The 23,914-nt window shown below is 61.0% G+C and carries 25 protein-coding genes and 5 pseudogenes; 17 read left to right on the top strand and 13 right to left on the bottom strand.

Annotation, left to right across the window (positions count from 1 at the left end):
- Position 1: 1 nt before the first annotated feature.
- Positions 2-295, bottom strand: coding sequence for a TrbC/VirB2 family protein (locus WOC76_RS23395; protein WP_341103270.1), 294 nt, complete (start codon positions 293-295; stop codon positions 2-4).
- A 402-nt stretch (positions 296-697) separates the two neighbouring features.
- Positions 698-937, bottom strand: a complete 240-nt coding sequence (locus tag WOC76_RS23390) for a hypothetical protein (RefSeq protein ID WP_341103267.1) — start codon at positions 935-937, stop codon at positions 698-700.
- Positions 938-1,310: 373 nt separating this feature from the next.
- Here WOC76_RS23390 and WOC76_RS23385 point away from each other — a divergent pair, with 373 nt between their 5' ends.
- From WOC76_RS23385 to WOC76_RS23355, 7 genes are all read left to right on the top strand, one after another.
- Complete coding sequence (locus tag WOC76_RS23385) at positions 1,311-2,039, top strand: helix-turn-helix transcriptional regulator (RefSeq protein WP_341103263.1); 729 nt, start codon at positions 1,311-1,313, stop codon at positions 2,037-2,039.
- Between the two features lie 477 nt (positions 2,040-2,516).
- Positions 2,517-2,975: a hypothetical protein gene (locus WOC76_RS23380; RefSeq protein ID WP_341431616.1), complete on the top strand. Its 459-nt coding sequence runs from the start codon at positions 2,517-2,519 to the stop codon at positions 2,973-2,975.
- A 64-nt stretch (positions 2,976-3,039) separates the two neighbouring features.
- On the top strand, positions 3,040-3,885 hold the full coding sequence (locus WOC76_RS23375) for a nucleotide-binding protein (RefSeq protein WP_341103257.1): 846 nt from the start codon (positions 3,040-3,042) through the stop codon (positions 3,883-3,885).
- 199 nt (positions 3,886-4,084) lie between these two features.
- Positions 4,085-4,450: a hypothetical protein gene (locus WOC76_RS23370; RefSeq protein ID WP_341103254.1), complete on the top strand. Its 366-nt coding sequence runs from the start codon at positions 4,085-4,087 to the stop codon at positions 4,448-4,450.
- A gap of 140 nt (positions 4,451-4,590) precedes the next feature.
- Entirely contained in the window at positions 4,591-6,654 is a 2,064-nt protein-coding gene (locus WOC76_RS23365) for an ATP-dependent helicase (protein ID WP_341103253.1), read from the top strand.
- 11 nt (positions 6,655-6,665) lie between these two features.
- Entirely contained in the window at positions 6,666-7,331 is a 666-nt protein-coding gene (locus tag WOC76_RS23360; protein WP_341103250.1) for an SOS response-associated peptidase, read from the top strand.
- 148 nt (positions 7,332-7,479) lie between these two features.
- Positions 7,480-7,698, top strand: a complete 219-nt coding sequence (locus tag WOC76_RS23355) for a hypothetical protein (protein ID WP_341431615.1) — start codon at positions 7,480-7,482, stop codon at positions 7,696-7,698.
- Positions 7,699-7,717: 19 nt separating this feature from the next.
- Here the strand turns inward: WOC76_RS23355 and WOC76_RS24495 are convergent, their stop codons facing one another.
- Positions 7,718-8,347: a cupin domain-containing protein gene (locus WOC76_RS24495; protein ID WP_445730584.1), complete on the bottom strand. Its 630-nt coding sequence runs from the start codon at positions 8,345-8,347 to the stop codon at positions 7,718-7,720.
- A gap of 65 nt (positions 8,348-8,412) precedes the next feature.
- Between WOC76_RS24495 and WOC76_RS23345 the strand changes: the two genes are divergently transcribed.
- Complete coding sequence (locus tag WOC76_RS23345; protein ID WP_341390227.1) at positions 8,413-9,174, top strand: phospholipase D-like domain-containing protein; 762 nt, start codon at positions 8,413-8,415, stop codon at positions 9,172-9,174.
- A gap of 2 nt (positions 9,175-9,176) precedes the next feature.
- On the opposite strand, the gene WOC76_RS23340 is transcribed toward WOC76_RS23345, so the two are convergent.
- The 3 genes from WOC76_RS23340 to WOC76_RS23330 all read right to left on the bottom strand — a co-directional run bounded on the left by WOC76_RS23340 (position 9,177) and on the right by WOC76_RS23330 (position 11,285).
- Complete coding sequence (locus WOC76_RS23340) at positions 9,177-9,854, bottom strand: methyltransferase family protein (protein WP_341103245.1); 678 nt, start codon at positions 9,852-9,854, stop codon at positions 9,177-9,179.
- Positions 9,855-9,962: 108 nt separating this feature from the next.
- Complete coding sequence (locus WOC76_RS23335) at positions 9,963-10,676, bottom strand: SDR family NAD(P)-dependent oxidoreductase (RefSeq protein ID WP_341103241.1); 714 nt, start codon at positions 10,674-10,676, stop codon at positions 9,963-9,965.
- 450 nt (positions 10,677-11,126) lie between these two features.
- Positions 11,127-11,285, bottom strand: a complete 159-nt coding sequence (locus WOC76_RS23330; RefSeq protein ID WP_341103238.1) for a hypothetical protein — start codon at positions 11,283-11,285, stop codon at positions 11,127-11,129.
- Between the two features lie 846 nt (positions 11,286-12,131).
- Between WOC76_RS23330 and WOC76_RS23325 the strand changes: the two genes are divergently transcribed.
- Positions 12,132-12,773, top strand: coding sequence for a Vgb family protein (locus tag WOC76_RS23325; RefSeq protein WP_341103235.1), 642 nt, complete (start codon positions 12,132-12,134; stop codon positions 12,771-12,773).
- A 213-nt stretch (positions 12,774-12,986) separates the two neighbouring features.
- Positions 12,987-13,283, top strand: a pseudogene (locus tag WOC76_RS23320) (IS630 family transposase); the annotation flags it as partial.
- Between the two features lie 90 nt (positions 13,284-13,373).
- Here the strand turns inward: WOC76_RS23320 and WOC76_RS23315 are convergent.
- The 5 genes and pseudogenes from WOC76_RS23315 to speB all read right to left on the bottom strand — a co-directional run bounded on the left by WOC76_RS23315 (position 13,374) and on the right by speB (position 17,076).
- Positions 13,374-14,483: an ISL3 family transposase gene (locus WOC76_RS23315; protein ID WP_445730583.1), complete on the bottom strand. Its 1,110-nt coding sequence runs from the start codon at positions 14,481-14,483 to the stop codon at positions 13,374-13,376.
- On the bottom strand, positions 14,426-14,806 hold the full coding sequence (locus WOC76_RS24490; RefSeq protein ID WP_445730595.1) for a hypothetical protein: 381 nt from the start codon (positions 14,804-14,806) through the stop codon (positions 14,426-14,428). Before WOC76_RS24490 ends, WOC76_RS23315 begins: the two co-directional genes overlap by 58 nt.
- Positions 14,807-14,830: 24 nt before the next feature.
- Positions 14,831-15,004 (bottom strand): annotated as a pseudogene (locus WOC76_RS24485) (ISL3 family transposase); the annotation flags it as partial.
- Positions 15,005-15,296: 292 nt separating this feature from the next.
- A complete protein-coding gene (locus tag WOC76_RS23310; RefSeq protein ID WP_341103231.1) occupies positions 15,297-15,851 on the bottom strand; it encodes a hypothetical protein in 555 nt (184 codons plus the stop codon).
- Between the two features lie 319 nt (positions 15,852-16,170).
- On the bottom strand, positions 16,171-17,076 hold the full coding sequence (gene speB, locus WOC76_RS23305) for an agmatinase (RefSeq protein WP_341103228.1): 906 nt from the start codon (positions 17,074-17,076) through the stop codon (positions 16,171-16,173).
- 106 nt (positions 17,077-17,182) lie between these two features.
- Here speB and WOC76_RS23300 point away from each other — a divergent pair, with 106 nt between their 5' ends.
- From WOC76_RS23300 to WOC76_RS23280, 6 genes and pseudogenes are all read left to right on the top strand, one after another.
- The gene (locus tag WOC76_RS23300) at positions 17,183-17,473 is read left to right on the top strand and encodes an FAD-dependent oxidoreductase (RefSeq protein ID WP_341103227.1); all 291 of its coding nucleotides are present in this window, start codon (positions 17,183-17,185) and stop codon (positions 17,471-17,473) included.
- Between the two features lie 179 nt (positions 17,474-17,652).
- Positions 17,653-17,883 (top strand): annotated as a pseudogene (locus WOC76_RS24480) (hypothetical protein); the annotation flags it as partial.
- A gap of 62 nt (positions 17,884-17,945) precedes the next feature.
- Complete coding sequence (locus tag WOC76_RS23295; RefSeq protein WP_341103226.1) at positions 17,946-19,058, top strand: IS5 family transposase; 1,113 nt, start codon at positions 17,946-17,948, stop codon at positions 19,056-19,058.
- The gene (locus tag WOC76_RS24475; protein WP_445730582.1) at positions 19,055-19,636 is read left to right on the top strand and encodes an FAD-dependent oxidoreductase; all 582 of its coding nucleotides are present in this window, start codon (positions 19,055-19,057) and stop codon (positions 19,634-19,636) included. The genes WOC76_RS23295 and WOC76_RS24475 overlap by 4 nt, the downstream gene beginning before the upstream one ends.
- Before the next feature lie 115 nt (positions 19,637-19,751).
- Complete coding sequence (locus WOC76_RS23285) at positions 19,752-20,969, top strand: DUF3611 family protein (protein WP_445928485.1); 1,218 nt, start codon at positions 19,752-19,754, stop codon at positions 20,967-20,969.
- A gap of 743 nt (positions 20,970-21,712) precedes the next feature.
- Positions 21,713-22,849: pseudogene (locus WOC76_RS23280) on the top strand (IS701 family transposase); the annotation flags it as partial.
- A 156-nt stretch (positions 22,850-23,005) separates the two neighbouring features.
- Here WOC76_RS23280 and WOC76_RS24470 read toward each other — a convergent pair.
- Both WOC76_RS24470 and WOC76_RS23275 read right to left on the bottom strand, forming a co-directional pair.
- Positions 23,006-23,224 carry a GcrA family cell cycle regulator gene (locus tag WOC76_RS24470; RefSeq protein ID WP_445730580.1) on the bottom strand — a complete coding sequence of 73 codons (219 nt, stop codon included), beginning with the start codon at positions 23,222-23,224 and terminating at the stop codon, positions 23,006-23,008.
- On the bottom strand, positions 23,221-23,442 hold the full coding sequence (locus WOC76_RS23275; RefSeq protein ID WP_341103220.1) for a helix-turn-helix domain-containing protein: 222 nt from the start codon (positions 23,440-23,442) through the stop codon (positions 23,221-23,223). The genes WOC76_RS24470 and WOC76_RS23275 overlap by 4 nt, the downstream gene beginning before the upstream one ends.
- Positions 23,443-23,564: 122 nt before the next feature.
- Between WOC76_RS23275 and WOC76_RS23270 the strand changes: the two are divergent.
- Positions 23,565-23,819 (top strand): annotated as a pseudogene (locus tag WOC76_RS23270) (IS481 family transposase); the annotation flags it as partial.
- Between the last annotated feature and the right edge of the window lie 95 nt (positions 23,820-23,914).

The following is a 23,914-nucleotide window of genomic DNA, read 5'->3' as shown; positions in this document are numbered from 1 at the left end:
CTCAGCGGCCCCCAGTGAGAGTCGAAACCACCTCGGAAGCGCCGAAAACGATAGCGACTCCGAGCACGACATAAGCGGCCTTGCGCAGATCGAGATGGCCAAACATCCAGGCGATGCCGACAATGATGACAGCGAGGGTCGCCAACAAACGGGCGACGTTGCCGGTCAGCATGTTGACGATGTTTTGCAACACGCCCTCGAGATTGGCCGTTTGCGCGAAGGCCGGTTGAACCAGACCGATGCTGAGAACGAGACTCACGCAAAGGAACGCACAAGATTTACGAAGAGAGTGCATCAGAGACTCCAGATTGGGCTGCGGCCGACGCGCCGCGCGGTGGTTGGGAAACGGCTGCACAGGCGGATTTCCTTAGCGCTCGTAGACGAACAGCGAAGCGCCGCGTGCGGAGCGATAAACATCGAGGCTCGCGCGCGGCTCGGTGGGTTTAGGTTCGGCCTCGGATCTTTCCTCAACGGATCCTCTCCCTTGAGGCTCGGCAGCGCTTTCGCGCGAAGGGCTATCAGGCGCGACGTGGGAAGCATGGCTGAGAAAGCTCTCGACCACGGATGCTGTCGCCTTCGCGGGATTAGGCGCTCTTGTGAGCGCCGCCGTGAGCCGCGCTTGGTACAATCCATGAAGCCCAGCAACATGTTTGCAAGCGTCGAAGCTGGCTGAGATCGTCAGGCCAGCTTGTTTGCGTTATTCAGAGTTGAGTTGCGCGAGGCCGATGCGGACGCTTTGGCCAGCGACCGTTGCTTCAGTCGCCAGCTGGACGCCTTCTTCGAGACTCACAGCCTGAATTCGGATCGGCTTCCTCCCCTCGATGGTGATCAGCAGCGGCTCGAACGCGCTTTCCTGGCGCACGATTGCGGTCAGCTGTTGAGCGGCCGCTCCCGGCGCGCAGCGTTCAAGAAGGGCGGAAAAAGCGGCGGTATCCATATCGAGTTCCTTCAGTAAGGCGTGATCAAGATCAACAAGTGTTTCGCCTTTTAGACCGGCGGCGTCTTCGCGGCCGTACGATCAAATGCGCCGCGCGACTCAAGCGCCAACCTGTGTAACAGCAGCATCGAAACGAGAACGATGTGTGAGGGGTTTCATGTCCGAATCGCTCTCCGAGCGCAGCGCTAACGTCACGAGCAATGCAGCAGGAGAATTTGGGATGTAACCTGTCACTTCAGACAGGACGCTTTTTGGGAGAATTCCTGCCGCCCAAATATCGCCCTATCGCGACAATAGACGGTCAAGCTCTTATCTTGCTTGGCTCATCGAGGCAGCAGGAAATTCCAGAAGTATTTCTGCTGTCGGAAGCCGAATGAAACAGGCTGAAAGAGCATTTCGTGAGTTCATTGATGCGGTGTATGTCGCGAACACGCCGGAGGAGTTCCAACGCGTCGGAGAAGAGGCCGCGCGGGCGCTCGGGTTTCAGTGGTTCTGCTATTTCGAAGGTGGAGACGGCGTCCCGACCCTTTTGACGTCTTTTCCGAAGCGCTGGGTGGACCGCTATAGCGGTGAGCAATATCAAGATGTCGATCCGATCCTCCGCCAGGCGCGCAAGATCGGCCCTGCATTTACCTGGGACGCGCGCGACGGGGTCGACGGGAAATCCGCGTATGAACGTCGTTTCTTTGCTGATGCTCTTGCCTTCAATATTCGGGCCGGCGTCACCGTGCCAATTGCTGCCGGTTACGGTCGCTTCGCCGCGTTCACTTTAGCATCTGATGACCGCGTTTCCGAGTTCGAGCGTCTCGCGGAAAGCTCCAAGAACCTGCTGCAGATGATGGGCTTTACGTTCCATGCTCACGTAAAGGTTAGAATGGCGGATCCAGTGGAGTCCGCTGGGGAAAGCCGCTTGCTGACAATCAGAGAGCGGCAATGCCTGGGGTGGGCGTCGGCGGGCAAGACCATGCAAGAGATGGCGATGATTTTAGGCGTCACGCCCCGCGTAGTGAAGTTTCATCTGGATAACGGCCGGAAGAAACTCGGCGCATCAACGCTGCCCCACGCCGTCGCTCTCGCCCTTCGTCGGGAATTGCTGGCATAGCGCGATCTTGCTTTCGAAGCGGCGCCGCCCACCGCCCAGGAATCAATCGAGCGATGACGAGCGCGCCTGACCGGCCGCGGTGAATGAAGGGCGGTTGTTAGAGCCTCGGTGTGGGCTTGGCGCCACGCTTATTCGGGCTTCGGGGCACGCCGCGATGAACTTTGGCAGATAAATCTTTTTGGGCGTTGAAGAGCAGCCAGATTTATTCCCATCCATCGCGAAATCCGAGCTTCCGACAAGATCTGCTTTCCTTCGTTAAAAGGCGCCTCGTCCAACACTGTGCCGCGATCTTGTCGCAAAGCGGAATGATGCTTTCACGCATAATGCCCTGATTCGGTTGAAACAATGTTCAACCATCGCTTGTTGGGGTGGAATCAAATTTTGCCTGGAAGGGCGATGCCGAGGAGAAATCCGAAAGCGTCTCTCATTTTTTCGGGCGGTTGACAGTTCAAAGGCGGATCCAAAAAGGGCGGCGCCATGAGGAATAAAACAGTCGAAGCGAATGGGCCACCCCTTGATAAGGTGTCTGCATTGCGATCGGCCTTGCGCTCGGCGCCGCCGAGGAAAAGCATGCGCTCCCGGAGCCCGCTGAAAGCCGCAGTCGCCCAATTGCTCCCTGATCTGCTCGCTTTCCGCGCAAAGGGGTATACCAGCGCGGAGCTCGCCGAGATCATGAGAGAAAACGGCTTCACGATCGCTGCCGCCACACTAGCCAAGTACATCAACGAGGCTCGCGCTCGGACTACCAACCGCCGAAAGAACAAAACGGTTGTTGCCACGGAAGCAAAAGCGACCGCCGTCAATTCTGGCTCGGGGGCTGCCGATGCGACGACAAAGATTGCGGCGCCGCCTTCGCTTTTGTCCACGAAGCCTCTGGCCCAAAATCGAAAGGCTGCGAAGGATGTTCTGGGCCATCGATTCGATTACGACGTCTAATGAAGGGGAATTAGCATCCGGATTTATCCCCGCAATTTTCCTCGACGGCAAAGGACCCTCGGACATGGCTACAACCACTGCTGAACTCAAACCCCGCCCTCGGGCTGCCGCGTTGCCTCAAGCCTTCAAGCGCGTCGCTCTTGTCGCCAATGAGAAGGGCGGCGTAGGCAAGTCCGTGTTCACGCGGACGCTGGTCGATTATCTTCGCAGCAAGGGAAAGCGAGTTGCGGCATACGATGCAGATGGCAGTGTAGGCGCAACGGCGCGGGTGTTGGGGACCCGGGACGCCAGCGGCGCTATCGAGCGCGTCCAAAATCCGGTGGAAGGGATCGGTTACTACAACGGCCGGGCCGATGATGAACGCAACATACTCCTCGACTCCATCGAATCGGGGGAAAAGCTTTACGTTCATGATCTCGCGGGCGGCCTCCTTGCCGACCTCACACGGATCGTCGATGGCGGCGAAGGGCTCGACGGCCTTCTCGACGCTTTTGAGGCGCACAGCTACAAATTGACGGTTTTCCACGTCATCTCCCCCGACGTGGGCGCGGCGCAATCCGTCGCACGGTGGCTGAGCCTGATCGGCGACAGGGCGGACCATGTCGCTGTTATCAATCTCAAACACGGGAGGCCGCCGAGCGACTTCCCGTTCTGGTACGGCTTCACGGACGCCAAAGGCATGGCAAAAGGCGGCAAGACGCGTGAAAAGCTGCTGGCTTCGGGCGGCGTCGAAATTGAATTTCCCTCTCTGCCCGCGGGTACATTTGCAAAATTGGACGCGGAGAACGTCCCCTTCACACGAGCCGACAAGGCGGGACTTCTGACGATCACCGAGCGGGCGCATGTGGCAAAATTCCTTCGCGATTTTGCCGCGGCGCTGTCGCCTGCGCTTCCCTTCCTCGGGCTTTGAGCGCCGTTTCCACAGGGATAGACTGCGCGCTATCTCTGCAGGAAAGGCGCGATGTTGCGCTGCTACCGTCTGCGGGTGAGGCCGCTGCTCTGGCGGATGAGGAATCTCCTACTCTGGCCAGGCTGGCGGCGCTGGAGATTATTCAGCGAAGACTTGCGCGCGACGGCGCGAGGATGCTGATGACGAAGGAGCAAGCGTTATGAACCCGACCGGCAACTATCTTGCAGTTTTCCTCGGCGACAAACAAAGCGCCAAAATGGCCGTCTGGTTGGCTTTGCCCGAGGCCGACCGACGCAAGCGGGAACAGGAAGGCATGGCCGCCTGGCATGCCTGGGCGGAAAAACACAAGGCTGATATCGTCATGATGGGCGGCCCGCTCGGCAAGACGAAGAAAGTTTTTTCAACGGGGATTGAGGACATTAGCAACGCGCTTGGCGCGTTCACGGTCGTGCACGCGACGTCTCCCGAAGAAGCAGCCAAAATGTTCGAAAATCACCCGCATTTCGCGATCTTTCCCGGCGACAGCGTGGAGATCATGCCGGTACTCTCAATTCCCGGCGCGTAGTCGCTCGAGACCAGCGCTGGCGCGTCGACGAAGCTGGTGCCGCATCGGCCGCATTTTCATGACGTGGAGACGTTGCGAACAAAACGCGAATTGTGGTTCACTCAGTCCCCTGCCCTACCCCTGATTCGCGAGCGCCGCGCGTGGCCTACCTCGAAAAACTCAACGCCGAACAGCGTCGCGCCGTCGAACACGGCGTCTGGGAAAAGGGGTCTGCGCCGCGCGGGCCGCTCCTCGTCATCGCGGGGGCCGGCTCTGGCAAGACCAACACCCTCGCCCATCGCGTCGCGCATCTGATCGTCAACGGCGCGGATCCGCGTCGCATCTTGCTGATGACCTTTTCCCGCCGGGCGGCGGCCGAGATGACGCGACGCGTCGAGCGCATCTGCGCAGAGGCGCTGGGAGCCAGCGCCGGGATCCTGACCAACGGGCTCGCCTGGGCGGGGACGTTTCACGGGGTCGGCGCTCGCCTATTACGCGAATACGCCGCTGAGATCGGTCTCGATCCCGATTTCTCGATCCATGATCGGGAGGACGCCGCAGACCTGATGAACCTCGTCCGGCACGAGTTGGGCTTCTCGAAGACGGAGAGCCGCTTCCCAACGAAGGGGACCTGCCTCGCCATCTATTCCCGCGCCGTCAACGAGGAGCTGCCGCTCGACGACGTTCTCGACGGATCCTTTCCCTGGTGCGCTGGCTGGAGCACCCAGCTGCGCGAGTTGTTCGCGGCCTATGTCGAGGCCAAGCAGGCGCAAAATGTTCTCGATTACGACGACTTACTGCTCTATTGGGCGCAGACGCTGCGCGAGCCGGCGCTCGCCGAGGATATTGGCGGAAGGTTCGATCACGTCCTTGTCGACGAATATCAGGACACGAACCGCCTCCAGTCTTCGATCCTGCTGGCGATGAAGCCCGACGGCCGCGGCCTCACCGTCGTCGGCGACGACGCCCAGTCGATCTATTCGTTCCGCGCCGCGACCGTGCGCAACATTCTCGACTTTCCGAAGGCGTTCAGCCCTCCCGCCGACGTTGTCACGCTCGCCCGCAACTATCGCTCGACGCAGCCGATCCTCGCCGCCGCGAACGGCGCGATCGAACTCGCCAGCGAGCGTTTCACCAAGAACTTGTGGACGGAACGCCAATCAGGGGAAAAGCCTCGGCTTGTCACCGTACCCGACGAGGCCGACCAGGCCCGCTACGTCGTCGAGCGCGTCCTGGAGGACCGGGAAATCGGCACGCGCCTGAAGCAACAGGCCGTGCTGTTCCGCGCCTCGCACCACAGCGGCCCGCTCGAACTTGAGCTGACCCGCCGCAACATCCCCTTCGTCAAGTTCGGCGGCCTAAAATTCCTCGACAGCGCCCACGTCAAGGATATGCTCGCCCTGCTGCGGTTCGCGCAGAACCCGCGCGACCGCGTCGCCGGCTTTCGCCTCATGCAGCTCCTGCCGGGGGTCGGTCCGGCGTCGGCGCAGCGCGTCCTCGACCTGATGGCGGAGCAGCCCGATCCGTTGTCTTCTCTCTCGGATATGCCGGCGCCGCCGCGCTCGGGCGCCGATTGGACCGGCTTCGTCCAAAGCCTCCAGTTTTTGCGAACGGGCAAGGCCGGCTGGCCGGCCGAAATCGCAGCCGCGCGCCACTGGTACGAACCGCATCTCGAGCGCATTCACGAAGATGCGGCGACGCGCCTGGCCGACCTCCTGCAACTCGAACAGATGGCGGCAGGCTACCCCTCGCGGGAACGCTTCCTCACCGAATTGACGCTCGACCCGCCGGACGCCACGAGCGACCAGGCCGGCGCGCCGCTTCTCGACGAGGATTATCTGATCCTGTCCACCATCCATTCGGCTAAGGGACAGGAATGGAGATCGGTCTTCGTCCTCAACGCCGTCGACGGCTGCATCCCGTCGGATCTGGCTGCTGGCACAACCGCTGAAATCGAAGAGGAACGGCGGCTGCTCTATGTCGCCATGACGCGGGCGAAAGATAGTCTGCATCTGATCACACCACAGCGCTTTTTCACCCATGGACAGCACCCGCAAGGCGATCGGCACGTCTACGCCTCGCGAACCCGCTTTATCCCAAAAGCTTTGCTGCACCATTTTGAATGCGTGACATGGCCGCGGACTGCGGCCGCCTCGGGCGAGCGGCAGAGCGCAAGAGGGACGCGCGTAGATGTCGGCGCCAGAATGCGCGCCATGTGGCGATAAGGGAAGGCCGCATGTGCAATCTCTACTCGATGACCAAGGGGCAACAAGCGATCCGCGAGATGGCCCGGGCCACGCATGATCGGACTGGCAATCTGCCGCCCTTCCCCGCCATCTTTCCCGACTACGCCGCGCCCATCGTCCGAAACGGCCCCGAGGGGCGGGAGTTGACCTTGGCGCGATGGGGGATGCCTTCGCCGGTGCTCGCGTTGAAGGGTAAGAAGTGCGATCCCGGCGTCACCAATGTCCGCAATGTCAAGTCTCCGCATTGGCGGCGTTGGCTCGGGATGGAGAACCGCTGCCTGGTGCCCTTCACCAGCTTCTCAGAAAATGAGGCGCTCCCCGATGGCGCGCATCCGACGGTCTGGTTCGCCCTCGACGAGACGCGGCCGCTCGCGTTCTTCGCCGGGATTTGGACCCGGTGGACCTCAGTGCGCAAGGTGAAGGAAGGCGAGACGACCAACGACCTCTTCGCGTTTCTGACCACAGAAGCGAACAAGCTTGTTGGCGCGATTCATCCGAAGGCCATGCCCGTCGTCCTGACGACGCCCGAGGAAATTGACCTTTGGATGACCGCGCCCGCAGAGGAGGCGCTCCGGCTGCAGCGGCCGCTCGCTGATGACATTCTCAGGATTGTGGCGAGGGGCGGAAAGCAGGACGACGGAGGTCTCGCAGCCTGAAGGCTATGCTTGCGTCGAAAGAGGTTTCCTACGAGACTCTGGTGAGCGTCCCTGTAGACTGCGAGCCCCGTCGGCTCTACGAGGCATGCCGCCACTCGGCCGCTGGTTTCGCCATTCTTGCACGAGTAAGAGTTCTGAGAGGTCGCCCATGACGAACGACGCCATTGCTCAACTCTCAATCCTCACGCAAGCGTTGACGAAGATTGTCGACTTGGCGACAGCGCGGTCAAGTTCGGTCGCTCTGTCGAATGATCTGCTCGATCGAACGGGCGAAATCGCTGCGGGAGCGCTCACAGCCGCCGCAACCTACGGGCAGTTGCCGCCGTTTCCGATGGAGATCGGTCCTCGGAGGGAGACGCTAAATTAGCGTCGCTTGATGGCAGGCTTCAGCTTTCTTCGATTAGCGTAGTTGAGGAGTCGGCGAGTTGAGCGTCGACATGCACCGCTAGCCAAACCGTCGGCTGGGTCGCATCGGTCCATTCGACCCGATGCCGACGGCGCGCCGGGATTTCCACATAGTCCCCTGGACGCAGAATGCGTGGAGCATCCTCCCCCTCGAACAGCAATCCTGCTGAGCCCCTCAGCAGAACGACCCATTCGGTCTGCTCCTGGTCGTACCAGAAGCCAGGCGGACTTGCTTGCCCAGTCGAGACGATGCGTTCGATCCGCCCCCCGGGGAACTCGGCAAGGACAGTGAACTGCTCCTCGGCCAGACGCTGCGGGATCTTCGCGAACAGATTGCCGGCGACGACCATCGCGTTCCTCCTTGTGACGGCATTCCTTACGTCTTCATGCACCCCGTGGCCCGCCAAATGGAAGTAGTCACGCTTTCCGGTGAGCATCAGCGCAAGCCCGTCGATCGCTGCGACGACGGTCGACGATGAGTGATACAAAGGGCCGCAGATCTCCATGCGCGACTGTTCGCGCGTGATTTTCTCCCGGCAAGCGCCGATCGCCGACAAGAGACGTTCGCGATCGACGAAGCGATCCGACCGGCGGTTCGGTTTTCGGGGCATGGACAGGGCCTCTGGTGTTCTGCATTTGTTCTTATACGAGCGCGGCGGCGTGGAGAAGGCCGAAAATGGGGTTGAGGGCTTGGAAACGAATTGGGGGCGGCGTGGTCCTGGCGTTTGCGGCGCTCGGTCTCCTCCCCGTGTTCGCGCCGCCAGCCAGCGCCGGGGAGGTGGAAATCCACTATGCGCCTTCCGAGAACCTCGAACACGTGGATGTCGGTCTGCTGCGCTCGGCGCATGCGAAGATTGACATGGCGGCTTATTCCCTGACCGATTGGCCGGTCATCGACGCCCTAATTGACGCCCGCAGGCGTGGCGTCGCCGTCCGCATCATCCTCGATCCGAGCCAGCAGCATGCCTTCGACCGACTCCGTGAAATCGCAGGCACCATCCGCATGAAGGCGCCAGGGCCCTATATGCATCTCAAGTCCTATGCGATCGACGGCCGGATCCTGCGCTCAGGGTCGGCAAACTTGTCAGCCTCGGGCCTGAAACAGCAGGACAATGACATCCTTGTCGTTCGTGAGCCTTCTGCAGCCAACGCCTTCGAGGCTCGCTTCGAGCAAATATGGGCGGGCGCCAATCCGCTGCCGCCTCTCGGCAATCAGTTTGCGAATCCCGCCCCTTCCCCCGCGCTAAAGTCGGAAATGGCGGGGACTGAGAGCTGCCTGATCAAGGGCAATATCAGCCGCAGCGGCGAGCGTATCTATCATGTGCCGGGAAATCGCACATACGCTCGCGTGCGGATGGATAAGGGGCGGGACAAGCGCTGGTTCTGTACCGAGGAGCAGGCGGTCGCAGCCGGCTGGCGGAAAGCTTCGACTTGGTAACTCTACCAAACCCCGGGTGCGAACCGATATTTGGTCCGTTCCGCATAGGCCGCATATTTGGGGAACCGATCGGCTAGCGTCCGCTCCTCGAGTATGGCGCGTACCGCCAACAGCATCACCAATGGCGGAACGAAAGCGAGCCCATAGAACGACCCGAGTAGCAACGGCGTCCCTAGCAAGAAGAAAATCGCTGCGCCATACATTGGGTGGCGTACGACGGCGTATGGACCCGTCGTTACGATCCGTTGGCCTCGCTCCTCCTGGATTCTGACGACGGGCGCGGCGAAGGAGTTCTCCGCCAAGACGCGCCAAATGATTGCGTAGGACGCCAGGATGCTTACGGCCCCAGCGGCCTCGGTCCAAACCGGCATGTGGCTTGCCCGCCACCGAGTTGCGTCGAGACTCATGACGACGAAAGACGCCAAGTAAAGCACAAAGAACAGCGACAGGATGACCTTGTCCCACGCCGGCTGGCCGGCCTGGAAGGGCGAGGCCAAACGTTCCCTCAAAAGGCCGGGATCGTGACGAGCGAACCATAGCCCCGCGGCCGCGCCGATCCCTCCAATGATGATTAAGTAGACCCAAGCTTCCGGCCACGCGATCGTGTCGGCCGGCAGGAAAAGGAGCGCCGCAATGGCGACGAGCCAGATGGACGTCTGGAAGAAAAGGCGGGTCAGCATGATTGCGAATCCAAAGGGGGCATGCCGAGATCGGAGAAGGGCCATGAGGCGACCTTGCGCCTACCGCCGGTCGGTATTGCGACAACGGCGGAGGCTTCAGGTTTGCGATCACCACCTCTCGCCGGAGGGACGGGCTTCGACCTCGAAGCTCCACGCCGTACGGTCTTGCCGGATAAGAGAAATCGCGATGTCGGCTACGGCTGCCGGTTTGACGAAGAAATCGTCCGGCTTGTCGGGGAAGCTGTTTCGCGTTTCCGGTCCCCCAACCACGCCGTCGATGATGATCAGCGCCACGTGAATGCCCTTCGGCCACAGGTGTCGAGCGAGCGACTGCGTCAGCGACCTCTGGGCCGCCTTGGCGGAGGCAAAGGCGGCCGTGCCGGCCATGCCGCGCAGCGAAGCGGTCGCGCCCACGACGATGATGGCGCCACGCCCGGCTGCGGTCATGGCCGGAATCACCCGGCGCGCCGTCAGGAGCAGGCCGAGCGTATTGATGCGCCAAGCCTCCTCGAAGTCGGCGGGGCCCACCTGCTCAACATCGCCCCAAACGCCCTTGCCAGCATTGTAGATCAGCGCCTCGACTTGCCCGAGTTCGGTCTCGGCGGCGGCGAAGGCGGCCTCCACGGAGGTTGCGTCTGTCACGTCGCAAGCAAACGCGCGAGCGTTCGGCAATTCTCCTGCGAGTGATTCGATCCGATCCTTCCGACGGGCGAGCAAAGCCACGTTGTAACTCTCGGCGGCAAAGCGCCGAGCGAAGGCCTCGCCGTTGCCCGGCCCGACGCCAGCGACCACGCATGTTGGGCGGTTATCAAGCTCGTTCATAAGGCGGAGCCTCCGCGGGCGGATCGGATCTTGGCGAAATGGCGTGTCTTCGATCTTCGCTCGAAACCTAATTCGGGTCAGGCGCAGGGGCAACAAGAGGTTTTTTTGGCTGGGGCGCGGAGAAGGCCCGCAAAGGGCCCTACGCGGACGGGCTATCCAAACAGCCGGAGCAGGATCAGGTGCGTTGGCAAAAATACCAGCAGCGGCAGCGCCATCATTTTGAGGGCCAGATACGAGGGCGTTTCCGGCCTTTCCCCGAGGGCGGGTCTCCGGCTTTGAGGCCCCTTTGATTTTCCGTTGAGCGAAAGAGCAACGACGTCGCCATAAGCAACTCGCTACCCGCCAACTTCTTTCGTCTGCCCTAAGCTTGCAGTTCGTGAAAAAGCCCACCTTGCGGCGGGCTCTAAAATCATTTTGCCGGAAGTCGCTTTCGTCCTGGAGCTGAAGTCCTTACGTCTCAGAATTACCAGACGCCGTTGAAGGCCGCTGCTTCATGGCCTTTTGCGCAATCTTCTCGTTCACTTTCTTGAGCTTCTCGGCGGCGCGCGCCTCGGCGACGACAGCGCGATCATAAGCCTTTTTGGCGACAGTGAGCTTCTTTTCGGCCACCTGGTGGGCGGCGCTCGCCGTTGCCAGGGGGTTCCGGGTCCGCTTCTTTGCCGGCGCTTTGCGCGTGGCGTTTTTGACAGCAGCCTTCGCAGTGACTTTCCGAGCGGCTTTCTTCGCCGGGCCTTTGCGAGCGGCTTTCTTCGTGGCGCCTTTGCGCGCAGTCTTCTTCGCAGTCGTTCTTCTTGCCATTGTGCACCCCAGTATTTGCGTGAACGAAATGTTCGCTACAGCATTTTCGTCAAGCAGTCACGTGATTGCTAGCAGAATCCCCCTTACGTTTTGATGGGTTTTCCAACCGACGCCCGTATCGGCGAATCGCTGCGAGAACGCCGACAGCAGCGGCGCCCTATGGGCGGTTGCCGGCCTTTCCTTCCGAGACCCGTCTTCTCGGAATGGGGCTGGGCCGGCTCCGCTCATTCGTCGAGGCTTGCTCTCGTTTGTTAGCGCCTGCACGAAGCAGCGTGCGCATGCCAGAGGGGACCCATCCTCCCCGCGCCGAAAAGCGCAGAGACCGGCGTTTGCCTTGCTCATGAGACCGACGTCGCATCCATTCCGCGCAGCCGTTCGCATGGAGAGCCCAAATTGATACGACCCACGCGAGCGCTAATTGGGAAGCAACTGCTCCGGACGCGAACATGCTCTCTCTCCCAAGCTTGGTTTTCGCTGCTAGCGCCTTCATCGCCCCTTTTGGCCGCTTATGCGCTGCTGGGCCTTGTGAGCGTTTCGCCTGTCGAGCTGGCATGCCCAACCTGGGATAGATCGAGTCGCGACGCCGATAGCAGGCCTCGCCTTGTAAGGACCGCGACAAACGCCAAACCAGAGCCTTTAGGCGGCGCAACCGCTGCTATGGCGAGCGACGACGTTCGCGTTGATATCAAGGAATGGCGCACGCCCACGGCTGGCGCGCACCCACACGATCCGCTTGTGACGAGCGACGGGGCCATCTGGTACACCGGCCAAATGGCCAATCTTCTCGGGCGGCTCGATCCAAAGACCGGTCAGTTCCAAGAATACCGTTTGAAAACGCCCGACTCGGGGCCGCATGGGTTGGTCGCTGATGCAAGCGGCGCGATCTGGTTCACGGCAAGCTTCAAGGGCTACATCGGCAAGCTCGACCCCACGACCGGGGACGTTCGCGAATTCAAGCTTCCCGACCGGGAGGCTCGGGATCCTCATACTCCCGTCTTCGACCACAAGGGGATCCTGTGGTTCACCGTCATCGGCGGAAACATGCTCGGCCGTCTCGATCCTGTGACGGGCGACATCAAACTCATCCCCTCCCCGACAGCCCATTCTCTCCCCTATGGCTTGCTGGTGAACTCCAAAGGGGTTCCCTTCTTCGCCGGGTTCGGCTCAAACAAAATCGCCCGGGTCGATCCAGTGACGTTGAAGATCGAGGAATTCACCCTGCCGAATCCAGACGCGCGCCCGCGTAGGATCGCGGCGACGAGCGACGACACCATTTGGTATACGGATTACGCCTCGTAAATGCAGTCTCTCCAGATCAGGAGTAGCGATGACACGCCCCCTTTCGGCGAAAGAGAAGGATAGACGGGCTCGCATGCGTGCCTAAGACGGGGCTGGGTATTGCCTGGCGGTGACGCAGAAGCAGCCTGATGCGCTGGCTGTAGTCGGTTTTGACATGGGCGACCTTGAACAGACCGGCGCGCATCGCCTGCGCGATCAACCGCGCATCCCGCCGATCCCGAGTTCACAGCCAAGTTGCGCGACATCGTGGGGCTCTATCTCGATCCGCCGGCGCACGCCATCGTGCTCAGCGTAGACGAAAAGAGCCAGATCCAGGCGCTCGATCGCACCCAGCCCGGGCTGCCGCTCAAGAAGGGCCGCGCTGGGACCATGACCCATGACTACAAGCGCCACGGAACCACAACGCTGTTCGCCGCGCTCAACGTGATCGACGGCACAGTGATCGGGCGCAACATGCAGCGCCATCGGCATCAAGAGTTCATCCGCTTCCTCAACACCATCGAGGCAGAGTGTCACGTTGCACCAAATTGTGAGAATGCGCCGGTTCACGCGCGTTGCTGCAGCTAATTGGGTCTTCCTCACTTCCTGTTGCAGTGACCGCTACACAGGAAGCAGGCGGGCCCGGAGGAGCTCTGGCCCCGCTCGCCCATACATCGTTCGTTTGAGCGCTTTCAAACGATTGATCTGTCCTTCCGTCTGGCCGTTGCTCCACGGCTCAGTGATCGCATTTCTCACCGCGTCGATGTCTCTCTGCGTCGTGCGAGCGAAGCGTTGCATCGCGTACAAGCCCGATTTCTGGGCGTCTCTCAGCCAGCTGCCGAGCTTGCTGGCGCTCTTGCTTTTCATCAGACCCCTGAAGCGCATGGCGAGCCGACGCATTGTCGCGAACTCTGGCCAGTCTTTTTTCATGGCATTGACTTTTGCAGCTTGATTGAGGGTCAACAGCCCACGCGGCTTGATGCAGAGTGCGGCGGCGACGATCGGCGAGATCGAACGTCTAGTCGCGGGATCAACGGGTCGCGGATTCGGAACAGTCGATGTGGTCTTTACAGTTCTGGATCTCGGATTGCGCCATTTCGCCAGCAGCCGTTCGAGATTTGAGAAGCTGCCCGTGTAACCGCGTGCTCTGACTTCCTGGAACAGGCGCCGGCCGCGCACGCAACCTTCCGACCAGCGGCGCGATAGATATTCTTCGAAATGCCGCGGAGACGTCATCTTCGGGGCCGAAGCGCTCCGTTGAGGAAGCGCTTCGGCTCGGATCCATTTGGCGACCGTGCGGCGATCGAAGCCCGTCTGTCGCGCGATGTCCATCACATTTCGACCCTCCTTGCGTAGCGCGCGAACCTGATCGAAAACCTCTTGCCTTGAACGCTCGTTCGCCACTCTGGTGAGGCGGCGGTGTTCAGCACCGCCGTGCTTGTCTCTCACGCTGGCAATCTCTTCACCTTCGGCCGGTAGCAATGGACGTGCGGAAAACCCCGCCGCACGGCCGAGTTGCGCTTGGACGGCTTCGCGCGGGTTCTGCAGGATATGAAAGCGGTCGGCGATTTGCCGCGCCTGCGGCGCGCCTTCGTGGGCCCCTTGGGCGAACGAACCGCAGCGATCGCGGCTGATAATCTCGACGCCGGGATGCCGCTTGAGCCAGTCCGCGGTCATGCCTGCGGCGCGTTCGGGAAATAGATCGAGCGCCTCCCGTCGCTCCAGGTCCACGATGATGGTCCCGCGTAAGTGGAGCCCTTGCGCCAAGCCCAATCATCGACGCCCACAACCCGCGCCGTCTCTTTCGAGCTGCGCGCCTTTACCCGTCGTTTTAGACAGCGCAGGATCGTGTCGTCGCTCGTCGGCATGCCAATTCGCTTGATCAGGCGCTCGCCCGGACGCCCGCCCGCGCCATGGCCGAGAAGATAAATGATTTCGGTGGCCCGCTCGGTGCGGCGCGCTCGAGGCGCCGCGACCTCGGGCAGCAGCGCGGTGAACGTCTTACGCTCGCAGGCTTCGTTTCGACACAGCCAGCGCTGGAGGCGAAGCTTCACAGCAACTGGGGCGCCTTGCGCCGGCAAATCTTGTAGATGGCGCTCATGCCAGCCGTATCGGCGCGTCGAGCGCTTCCCGCAGTCCGGACAGACACCAGACCCGATGGCCGCCGCCGAAATCAGCCATTGGTCATCTATCTGTTTTGCGTCCAGAATTCGTGCGCCCTTCCCCAGGGACCAAATCGATCTTCTTGCCACGCGGTCAAGCTATGGCCTCGCTCCCAATCGATCAAGGGCGCAACACGAAGTGAGGAAGAACCTTTTAGATGTATATTTTCTTGGCGCATGCCAGGAAACGTTTGGGATCCAAATTCTCGAATTAGGCGTACATCAGCGGTCGGTTTTCTCAATTCAGATGCATATCCTCGACCTTCCTCCGCTCAGCAACCCGTTGAGTTTTAAAGGACAGCGTCATTCTCACCGAAATGATAATCGACTTGAACCAGTGACCGTGCCAATTTGGGATGAGCGGCACGGCAATGGAACGAAATTAGTCCGAATCATGGACCTTCCATTCGCCATATTCAAAGGTTGAAAAAGGATTATCCAGACGGCGCGAGACGATTCGCTGCCATCTCGGTTGGAATGGATCACTTTTGATGCGCAAGCCTGTTCGTTCATTCATTCGGGAATACAAAAACCGCTCGTCTCGGTCTGTCATCTCCAGGGAGATGATCGAAAGTGTTTCCGAGGTTCCAGAAAGAGTCTCGGCAATCGACGCCACGAAACGTGTTCCGCAAACCAGCTCATCAAAGGCGGCTTTTGACGTGGCGAATGCAATATTTCGGACAAGCGTCAGCAGTGACGCTCCCGCGACGCCTGAGAAGATAGAAACTGGTCGTGTGCTTCCTTGCCTTCGGCGAGATATAAGTCTTCCAGATGAGAACGTGATAAATAAGGGACCGGCACGAACACGCGTCGCGAGAAGAGGGGCCGCGAAAGCAGCGCGACCAAAGCCTGATCTCAGTAAACCAATCGCTGCACCTAGGCCCGCAGAGGCGGCAAGCAATATAGCGCCAGCGCTCGAAAACAGCTCGGTGGTCATTGAGGAGATCGAGAGGCATCCGAAATCGCGTTTGGCGAGGCGGAAATGGACGCGAAAGAAAGGGCTTGGTCCCGGTCAGAAGTGGAAGCGACGCCTGTCAATCTATGCGCGTTGAGGTCCGCGGGAATCTGTCTATGAAGTCCGACCGATATGGGCCCCATCGCGCAATCCAATTGAAGCGATTGTTTGTGATTGAACGATAAGCCTTCGCCAAGCGTCGCAGCCGGAGTCGAAGAGGGCGTCGTAGGCCCCTAATACACGGTTCGAAAGTCAGTTGGCGCGCCGACATTTGCGCATGAGTGCAGCCATCATCCCGCTCTCAGCGACCACCGGCAAGGATCGGTGCGACGAGACAGAGATATTCCCACGCCATCGTCGCGCCCACGAGCGCGGTGATGTCGGAGACGTCGTAGGGAGGGGAGACCTCGACGACGTCCATCCCGACGAAGGCGTGCGACCCGAGCCGGCGAAGAATGGCCTGCGCCTGCCACGTGGCGAGGCCGCCGATTTCGGGCGTGTCGGTTCCCGGCGCAAAAGCCGGATCGAGAGCGTCGACGTCGGAGGTTAGATAGACCGGCCCGGCTCCGACCGTCTCGCAGACGAGACGCGCTACATTGTCGGGCGTCGAGGATTGCGCTTCCTCGGCCGAGACAATCGTCACTCCCTTGCCGACCGTCCACTCGTAGACTTCGCGCGGCATGGGCGATCTTATGCCGATCTGGACCATCCGACCCGGATCGACGAGCCCTTCCTCGATCGCATGAAAGAACACGGTCCCATGGCCATAGACCTGTCCGAAGGTCTCCCGCCAGGTATCGACATGGGCGTCGAAATGAACGAGCCCGAGAGGGCCATGCCGCGTCCGAAGCGCCCTCAGAAGGGGCAGGGTGATGCCGTGATCGCCGCCGAGCGTTACCAGATGGGTGTAGCGCCCCGCCTGCTTTTCGATGAGCTCGTAGCTCTTCGTCAGATCGCCGAGCGCGATCTCGAAATTTCCGACGTCGGCAATGGGCAGGGCCGACGGGTCTATCCAATGGGGCGGGCGCCCGCCGCCGACGAGCATAGCGCTCGCGCGTCGGATCGCCTCGGGGCCAAATCGCGTCCCGGCACGGTAGCTCACGCCTATATCGAGCGGGATCCCCGCCACAGCGACCGCGGCGTCCGCGTCGCTGCGCTGCGCGGCGAGAAAGGTGGATCTCATGGCGAAAGTCGGCGCGTCGGTCATCTGGCTGCCTCTCTCTCCCTTTCTGGCTTCTTCATCCTGAGCGTAGAAAGGAGCATAATCGCGGCACGGACCGCCGCGCCCGGGGTCCGGGTGGGGGCTCGAAATCGTGAAAACTGTCTTCGACGCCATCATGATCGGTCTCGGCGCGATGGGCTCCTCGGCCTGCTGCCATCTCGCGCGGCGCGGTCTTATGGTCTTGGGCCTCGATCAGCACAGCCTCGTTCACGATCGCGGCAGCTCGCATGGGGAAACGCGGCTCATTCGCAAGGCTTACTTTGAAAAGCCCGACTATGTGCCGCTGCTGTGCATCGCCTTCGAGCTCTGGACACAGTTGCAAAGCGAATGCGCCGAAGCGCTTTTCGAATGCAACGGCCTTGTTTCGGTCGCCCCGGCATGAGCAGGGTCTATGACGGGGCGCTTTCAAGTGGGCGGACCTATTCGATCCCGATGGAAAAGTTCAGTCGCGACGAAGCAGCTCGGCGCTGGCCGATGTATCTGGCGCCGGAAGGCTTCGCCGCGGCATATAAGCCTGGGGCCGCCTTCCTTCATGCTGAAAGATGAGTTCTTGCGCACGCCGCAGAGGCCCGCAGGAGTGGCGCCCTTCTGCGCGAGAACGAGACGGTTGTCGAATACAGCTTAGCGAACGGACGGTTTGATGTGCGCACGAGTCAGGGGCGCTATTCGGCCGCGCGGTTGATCGTCGCGGGCGGCGGATGGAGTTCTCGCCTGCTCGCCGATCTCGGACTGCCGCTTGAGCTGCGCAAAATGTTTGTCGGCTGGTTTCCCGCGCCGCTAGCAGGCTGTTGAAAAACCCCTCGCTCTGGCGGCGGTGATGTGATTCCGTTCTCTTGATGCAGGGGGAGCGCGGAATGCGTGGCGGAGACGATCGGTCTGGGGCGCTGTTCAGCTATGTGGACATGGAGGCGCGCGTTCCGCAGTCGCATCCCTTGCGGGTCATCCGCGACCTGGCGAACGAGGCGCTCGCCGCCCTGGCGGGGGATTTTTCGGCGCTCTACGCCTCGACAGGCCGGCCGTCCATCCCGCCAGAGAAGCTTTTGCGCGCCATGCTGCTGCAAGCCTTCTACTCGATCCGCTCGGAGCGCCAGCTTATGGAGCGGCTGGATTTCGACCTGCTGTTTCGCTGGTTCGTGGGGCTCGGGATCGACGATCCCGTCTGGGATCATTCGACCTTCTCGAAGAACCGCGATCGGCTGCTCGACGGCGACGTCGCGGCGAAGTTCCTTGCAGCCGTGCTGGCGCAGCCGCGCGTGAAGCGGCTTCTGAGCAACGACCATTTCTCGGTCGATGGCACGCTGATCGAAGCCTGGGCCTCGATGAAGAGCTTCACGCCGAAAGGCGCGACCGAGAGCCCGGAGAACAAGATGGACGATCCGTCTTCGGGCGGCGGCGGATCGCGCAATCGCGAAGCGGATTTCCATGGCGAGAAGCGTTCGAACGACACGCACGCCTCGACGAGCGATCCGGACGCGCGGCTTTATCGCAAGGGCGCCGGCAAGGAGGCGAAGCTATGTTTCATCGGCCATGCGCTGATGGAGAACCGCAGCGCGCTTTTCATCGACGCCTGCCTGACGAAAGCCGACGGCCACGCCGAACGCGTCGCCGCGCTCCATATGATCGAGCCGCGCGCCGACCGGGCGAGACGGATCACGCTCGCCGCCGATAAGGGCTACGACGCCGAGGACTTCGTCAACGAGCTGCGGTCGATGCGGGTGACGCCGCATATAGCGCAGAACGTGAGCGGCCGGTCGTCGGCGATCGACAGGCGCACGACGCGGCATGACGGCTACGGGCTCAGCCAGCGCATCCGCAAGCGCATCGAGGAGGGCTTCGGCTGGATCAAGACGGTCGCCGGGCAGGACAAGACGAAGTTTCGAGGCTGCGACAGGGTGGGCTTCGCGTTCACCTGCGCGGCGGCCGCCTATAATCTGGTCCGGCTGCCAAAGCTGCTTGCGGCAGCGTGAGGCGAGGGGCCGAAGGCCAAACGCGCGCGCTTCCCGAACCTAATCAACCGCGCCCACCTCCCCCTGAAAAATTCGCTCCGGAACGGAATGCCGTCGGCGCACGGTCCTTTTTCAACAGCCTGCTAGAGCATTGGGCAAAGCGAGGCGCGCCCGGATTCGTGTTCGATCTCGACGAGGTTTTCTACTACGGTTTCCCCAGCGTAGACGAAAGAAGCATAAAGGTCGCTGGCCATTGCCGCTTCGAACCGCTTGCGCGCCCCGAAGAAAAGGACCTGTTTCCGCCGGCCGCCGAGAGGGTTGAGGCTTTGCGCCGGTTTGTCCGCGAGCGCCTGCCGCTGGCGTCGGACCAGCTCGCGCGGTTCTCGACTTGCATCTACACGATGACGCCGGACGAAGATTTCATCATCGACCGCCATCCGGAAATATCCGGGCTCGTTTTTGCGGCAGGTTTTTCCGGACACGGCTTCAAATTCGCTTCCGTCGTCGGAGAAATATTGGCCGATCTCGCAATCGAGGGCAAAACAGATCATCCTATCAACTTTCTGTCCGCCTCGCGCTTTCGGGCGCGGGGATCCTGAAGCTGTTCGGCGACTGCGGCAAGCGGAGCGGCGCATATATGCTGGGCCGCCGCGATCGGTATTGTCTCCTGCCGGCCACGGGAGCCGGAAGGGAGCGACACAGGACCGTATGTGAATGCTATCATCATTCTGTGCAGCGAGAAAGGAAAGCTGCTCGTTCTGTTCGGGGGAGGCGCTCAAGATGCGGGCGGGAAAAACCAATCCTATTTCAGTCAGCGGCTTCTGGTTGCTGCTTTTTGTTTCGGTCGGAACGCTGGCGCTCGGCGCCTTCGCCTCCCTATGGCCACTCAGCGAGACAACCAAGGGAAGCCTGATCGAGATACACATTTCGCTTGGGCTGACGGCAGGGATCTTCCTAGTCCTCCAACTTCTGCTGATTTCGTTTCCAGCGGCTTTCGGTGCGGGAGACCGCGAAGCAGATGGGAAGCGGCGGACAGCGGCGAAATTGCTGCGGGGCGTGCTCTATCTGCTCATTCTCGCCCTGATCGCGACGGGACTCGCCGGCACCTATTACCGAGGCGACACTCTCTCATTTTGGGGTCATCCGCTCGCTGCTTGGGAATATGTCGATCTTTCGACCTCCGATCTGTTGCAGGCTGTCCATCGAGACGCTGGCTATGCTCTGGCCGCTTTTCTCGGAGCCTATGTCGCACTAGCGCTCGCCAATCTTCTTTGGCCTGCCTCGCCCCCGCCAAGTCAAGGCGAGCTTGCGACGGTTCATGCCGCCGGCCAATCTGATCAAATCGGACGATTGATCGCCGACGGCTTATCGCAAAATTTTCGATTCTTCGGCGCTGCGGTTTTTTGGACCCAGCTTTGTCTCGGCGTCGCATCCGGCTTGCTGCTCGCCTTCGGCTATGTCGGCCATACTGTAAGCCCGGGCGGTTCTCGCTTCGACGCCATTACTTGGGCTTCCGTAGCGTTGGTCCTCCTCGTGGTCTCGGCCTTCTTCACCCGCGCTTATATGCGCGCAGCGCGGCGTCTCAAGACAGATCCCTCGCGTTATCTCGGCTATGATCGGCGCGGAAGTTTCTGGTTTGTGACGCTTGGCGGCGTCGTAAGCGGCCTCGGAGCGTTGATCTCCTTTATGGGCGTTGGGCTAAGCGTGGCGCTGCTCATCGGCAAAACCGTTTCGCAGCCGCCAGGCATCGCCATCACCGATCCCAACAAAATTATCCGCGCCCTCGACGTATTCGTCCTACTCGTGAACTTCAGCCTGCTTTTCGCACATTTCATCGGCTTCGGCGCCGCCGCCTGGCTGAGCATCAGCGCGCTGAAGGCGCGACATCATTACGTAATGGCTCTGGACGCCGAGAAATCGGCTGGCGCATGATTGGACGCCCATGCATGAAGAAGAGCCGTTGCAGCGACCGTAACCCCGCGCGAATCCCAGCGTGCGTGAAAACGCTGGGCGGGCCCTCTCCAATAGGAGGCGCTATCCGAACCGATAGCTCGAGGTTGTGACGCCCCCAAACAGATCCTGTTCATGATAGATCAGCGTCGCCGTCTCATTTTCAGCGGCGCCGACCGCGACGAAAAAGGGAGCCAAATGATCTGCGCGCGGATGACCGACGTATAAGGAGCCTGCGCCCTAGGGACTGTGGCGGACATTGTGGGATCCACAATCCCCGAGAGGGCGCGCCGCCCTGCCTTCGGGTACCATCGGTGCTGCCGCGACGCTGTTGTAGTTTATTTGAACGAACGGCGCGCCATATACCGGACCCGCTCGGGAGTTTGGGTGCTGTTCCTGGCGCGATCGGCACGGCTCTCGGCGGAGCGTTTTTCGGGCTTTGGTTCTATCTAAACGCGGGTCCGGACCGCCGGTCTTTTTCGTTCCCTATTCCCCAACGTCTACCTCAACCCCGGGCTACTCGCCCGATCATGTAGGCGCGCTAAATCGAATTTCGGATGGGGCGAGGTGAGTAAGCCCGTGTCTGATGAAACAACGGCCCTAATCGTGGCTGCTGGGGCTTTTGCTTATGACGCTCGCCATGTGGCGTGTCATAACGGCCTAACACTACTTTGGCAGATTTTTAGGAGGTCGGGCACTTTCGGGATTCCCTCAGATCATTTTGCGTGATTTATGGGTGGTCGGCGTTTTGGAGGGCCGGCCATGGACGAGAGCTGGAAGTCCGATCTCGAACGGTGGCTCGCTCGTTTCATCGACGCCCTTCGGCACAAGACGCGGGCACGGATGTGCCCGGTTTATGTGGCGGGGCTGATCGGCGCAGGCGATCGCAAGAGCATGCACCCGATGGCGGCGCGGGACGGCGACGTCGGCTACGACCAGCTCCATCACTTCATCGCGAGCGGCGTGTGGGACGCAGCGCCGCTGGAAAACGCGCTGCTTGCCGAAGCCGACAGGATGGTCGGCGGCTCCGACGCATGGCTGATCGTGGACGATACGGCCTTGCCGGAAAAGGGCGCGCACTCGGTCGGCGTGGCGCCACAATACGCCTCGTCCCTCGGAAAGACGGCCAACTGTCAGTCATTAGTGTCGCTTACCCCGGCGTCGCGCGAGGTTCGGGTGATGGTGGGGCTACGGCTCTTCCTGCCCGAGAGCTGGACAAGCGATCCTCAGCGCATGGCGCAAGCGCGCGTTCCGGAGGATAGACAGGTCGTGCTGAGCAAGCCGGAATCGCGATTGAAGAGATCGACCGCATCATTTCCTCTGGCGTGCGCTCCGGCTGCGTCCTTGCCGATTCAGGCTACGGCTCCAGCGGGCCTTTTCGTCAGCCGCTGAGCGCGCGCGATCTGCTGTGGGCGGTGGGGCTGTCGCGGCGCCAGAACGTCTACCCCGCCGACGTCACGTTGGCTTTCCCTGTTGCGAAAGCGTGGAAGCCCCGCAAATATCACATCCCGGAACAGCCTGCCGTCTCCGCCGAAGCGGCGTTATCCGACGCGAAATGGCAAACGGTCAGCTGGCGCCGGGGAACGAAAGGCCGCGCGACATGTCTTTTCGCGACTCGACGTGTTCGCGTTGCGGACGGCCATAAGCACCGCCTGCGCGACAATCGCATGCCGCGCATGCCGGTCGAGGAAGTCTGGCTTGTCGGCGAACGCCGGTCGACGGGCGAACAGAAATACTATGTGTCCAACCTGCCAGCCGATGCGAGCCTCAAAAAGCTCGCCGCGACGACCAAAGCCTGATGGGTTTGCGAACAAGCCCATCAGCAGCTCAAGGAGGAACTGGGCCTCGATCACTTCGAGGGCGGCTATAGGTATCAGTTATTTTGATGTGAACAAACACGGCAAGGAAAGCGTCATCACCATGATTGGCAATGCGCTCCACGGTCTCTCTAATGCGCACGCTTGGCCTTGAGCATCATCTCGATTTTTAGTCTCACGGTCCCGTCCCCGGCTCTTCGCCTATTTGCGCCTTTCCAGTCGGCTATAGGCTTTGGCCTGGCAGCTCGCGCAATAAGGATCCCCGATCGGCGTGACAGCTCCACAAAAGCGTTCGGGCGGCTCTTCGATGCCGCCTAGTGGGAATTTGCAGCGGCCCTCTCGAAGCTGGAAAAATGAGACCCCAGCTCGGCGCTCGCCCTTCGATCCCTGAGCACTGGCTATATTCGCCGAGTCGGTCATTGTCTCTCGTCCTTCCTGAGCCTGATCCCATCTGCGCCAGCGAAATCAATGCCGGCGGCCTCCAAAGCGACTTGGATTGTCGCGACCAAGCAGTCGTGAACCGGCTGCCCAATTTCCAAGTCCTGTATGGTCGAAAGGCTGAGATCAGCCATCTCGGCGAGTTGCTCTTGGGTCAGTCCGAGCAGCTCTCTCGCTGCGCGTGATTTTGCCGGGGTCATATTGCTTTTCTAACCCGATGGCTCCGGCTGTCTCAAGCCCGGCGACGCCTGACGCGCGAAACCGGCCATGGCGAAGATAAGGCCCTTACTCGCAGCAGGCTATTCGGCCATTACAGCTTCTCCCCGCCGAGGAGGCAATTATTGTCGCCTTCCGCCGTCACACACTACTGCCCTTGGACGACTGCCTCTACGCGCTACAGGCGACGCTTCCGCATCTGACGCGTTCGTCTTTGCATCGCTGCCTTCAGCGCCACGGTATTTTCCGGTTGCCGAATGTCGAGGGCGAAGTTTCCGCGAAGCGGAAATTCAAAGCCAATCCAATCGGCTATTTCCATATTGACATCGCCGAAGTTCGCACGGCTGAAGGCAAGCTCTACAGTATCGCTCCGGCGAGGGCCGCCTGGCGTTGAATGCCGGTTCCTGGATAGCTGTCTGACGATGGCGCGGTGATCGTGTCCATTTCAAATACAAG

The sequence above is a fragment of the Methylocystis sp. IM3 genome, from assembly GCF_038070105.1.
GTDB lineage: Bacteria > Pseudomonadota > Alphaproteobacteria > Rhizobiales > Beijerinckiaceae > Methylocystis.
The sequence above is the reverse complement of the archived record's forward strand: the minus strand, read 5'-3'. Positions and strand labels throughout refer to the sequence as shown.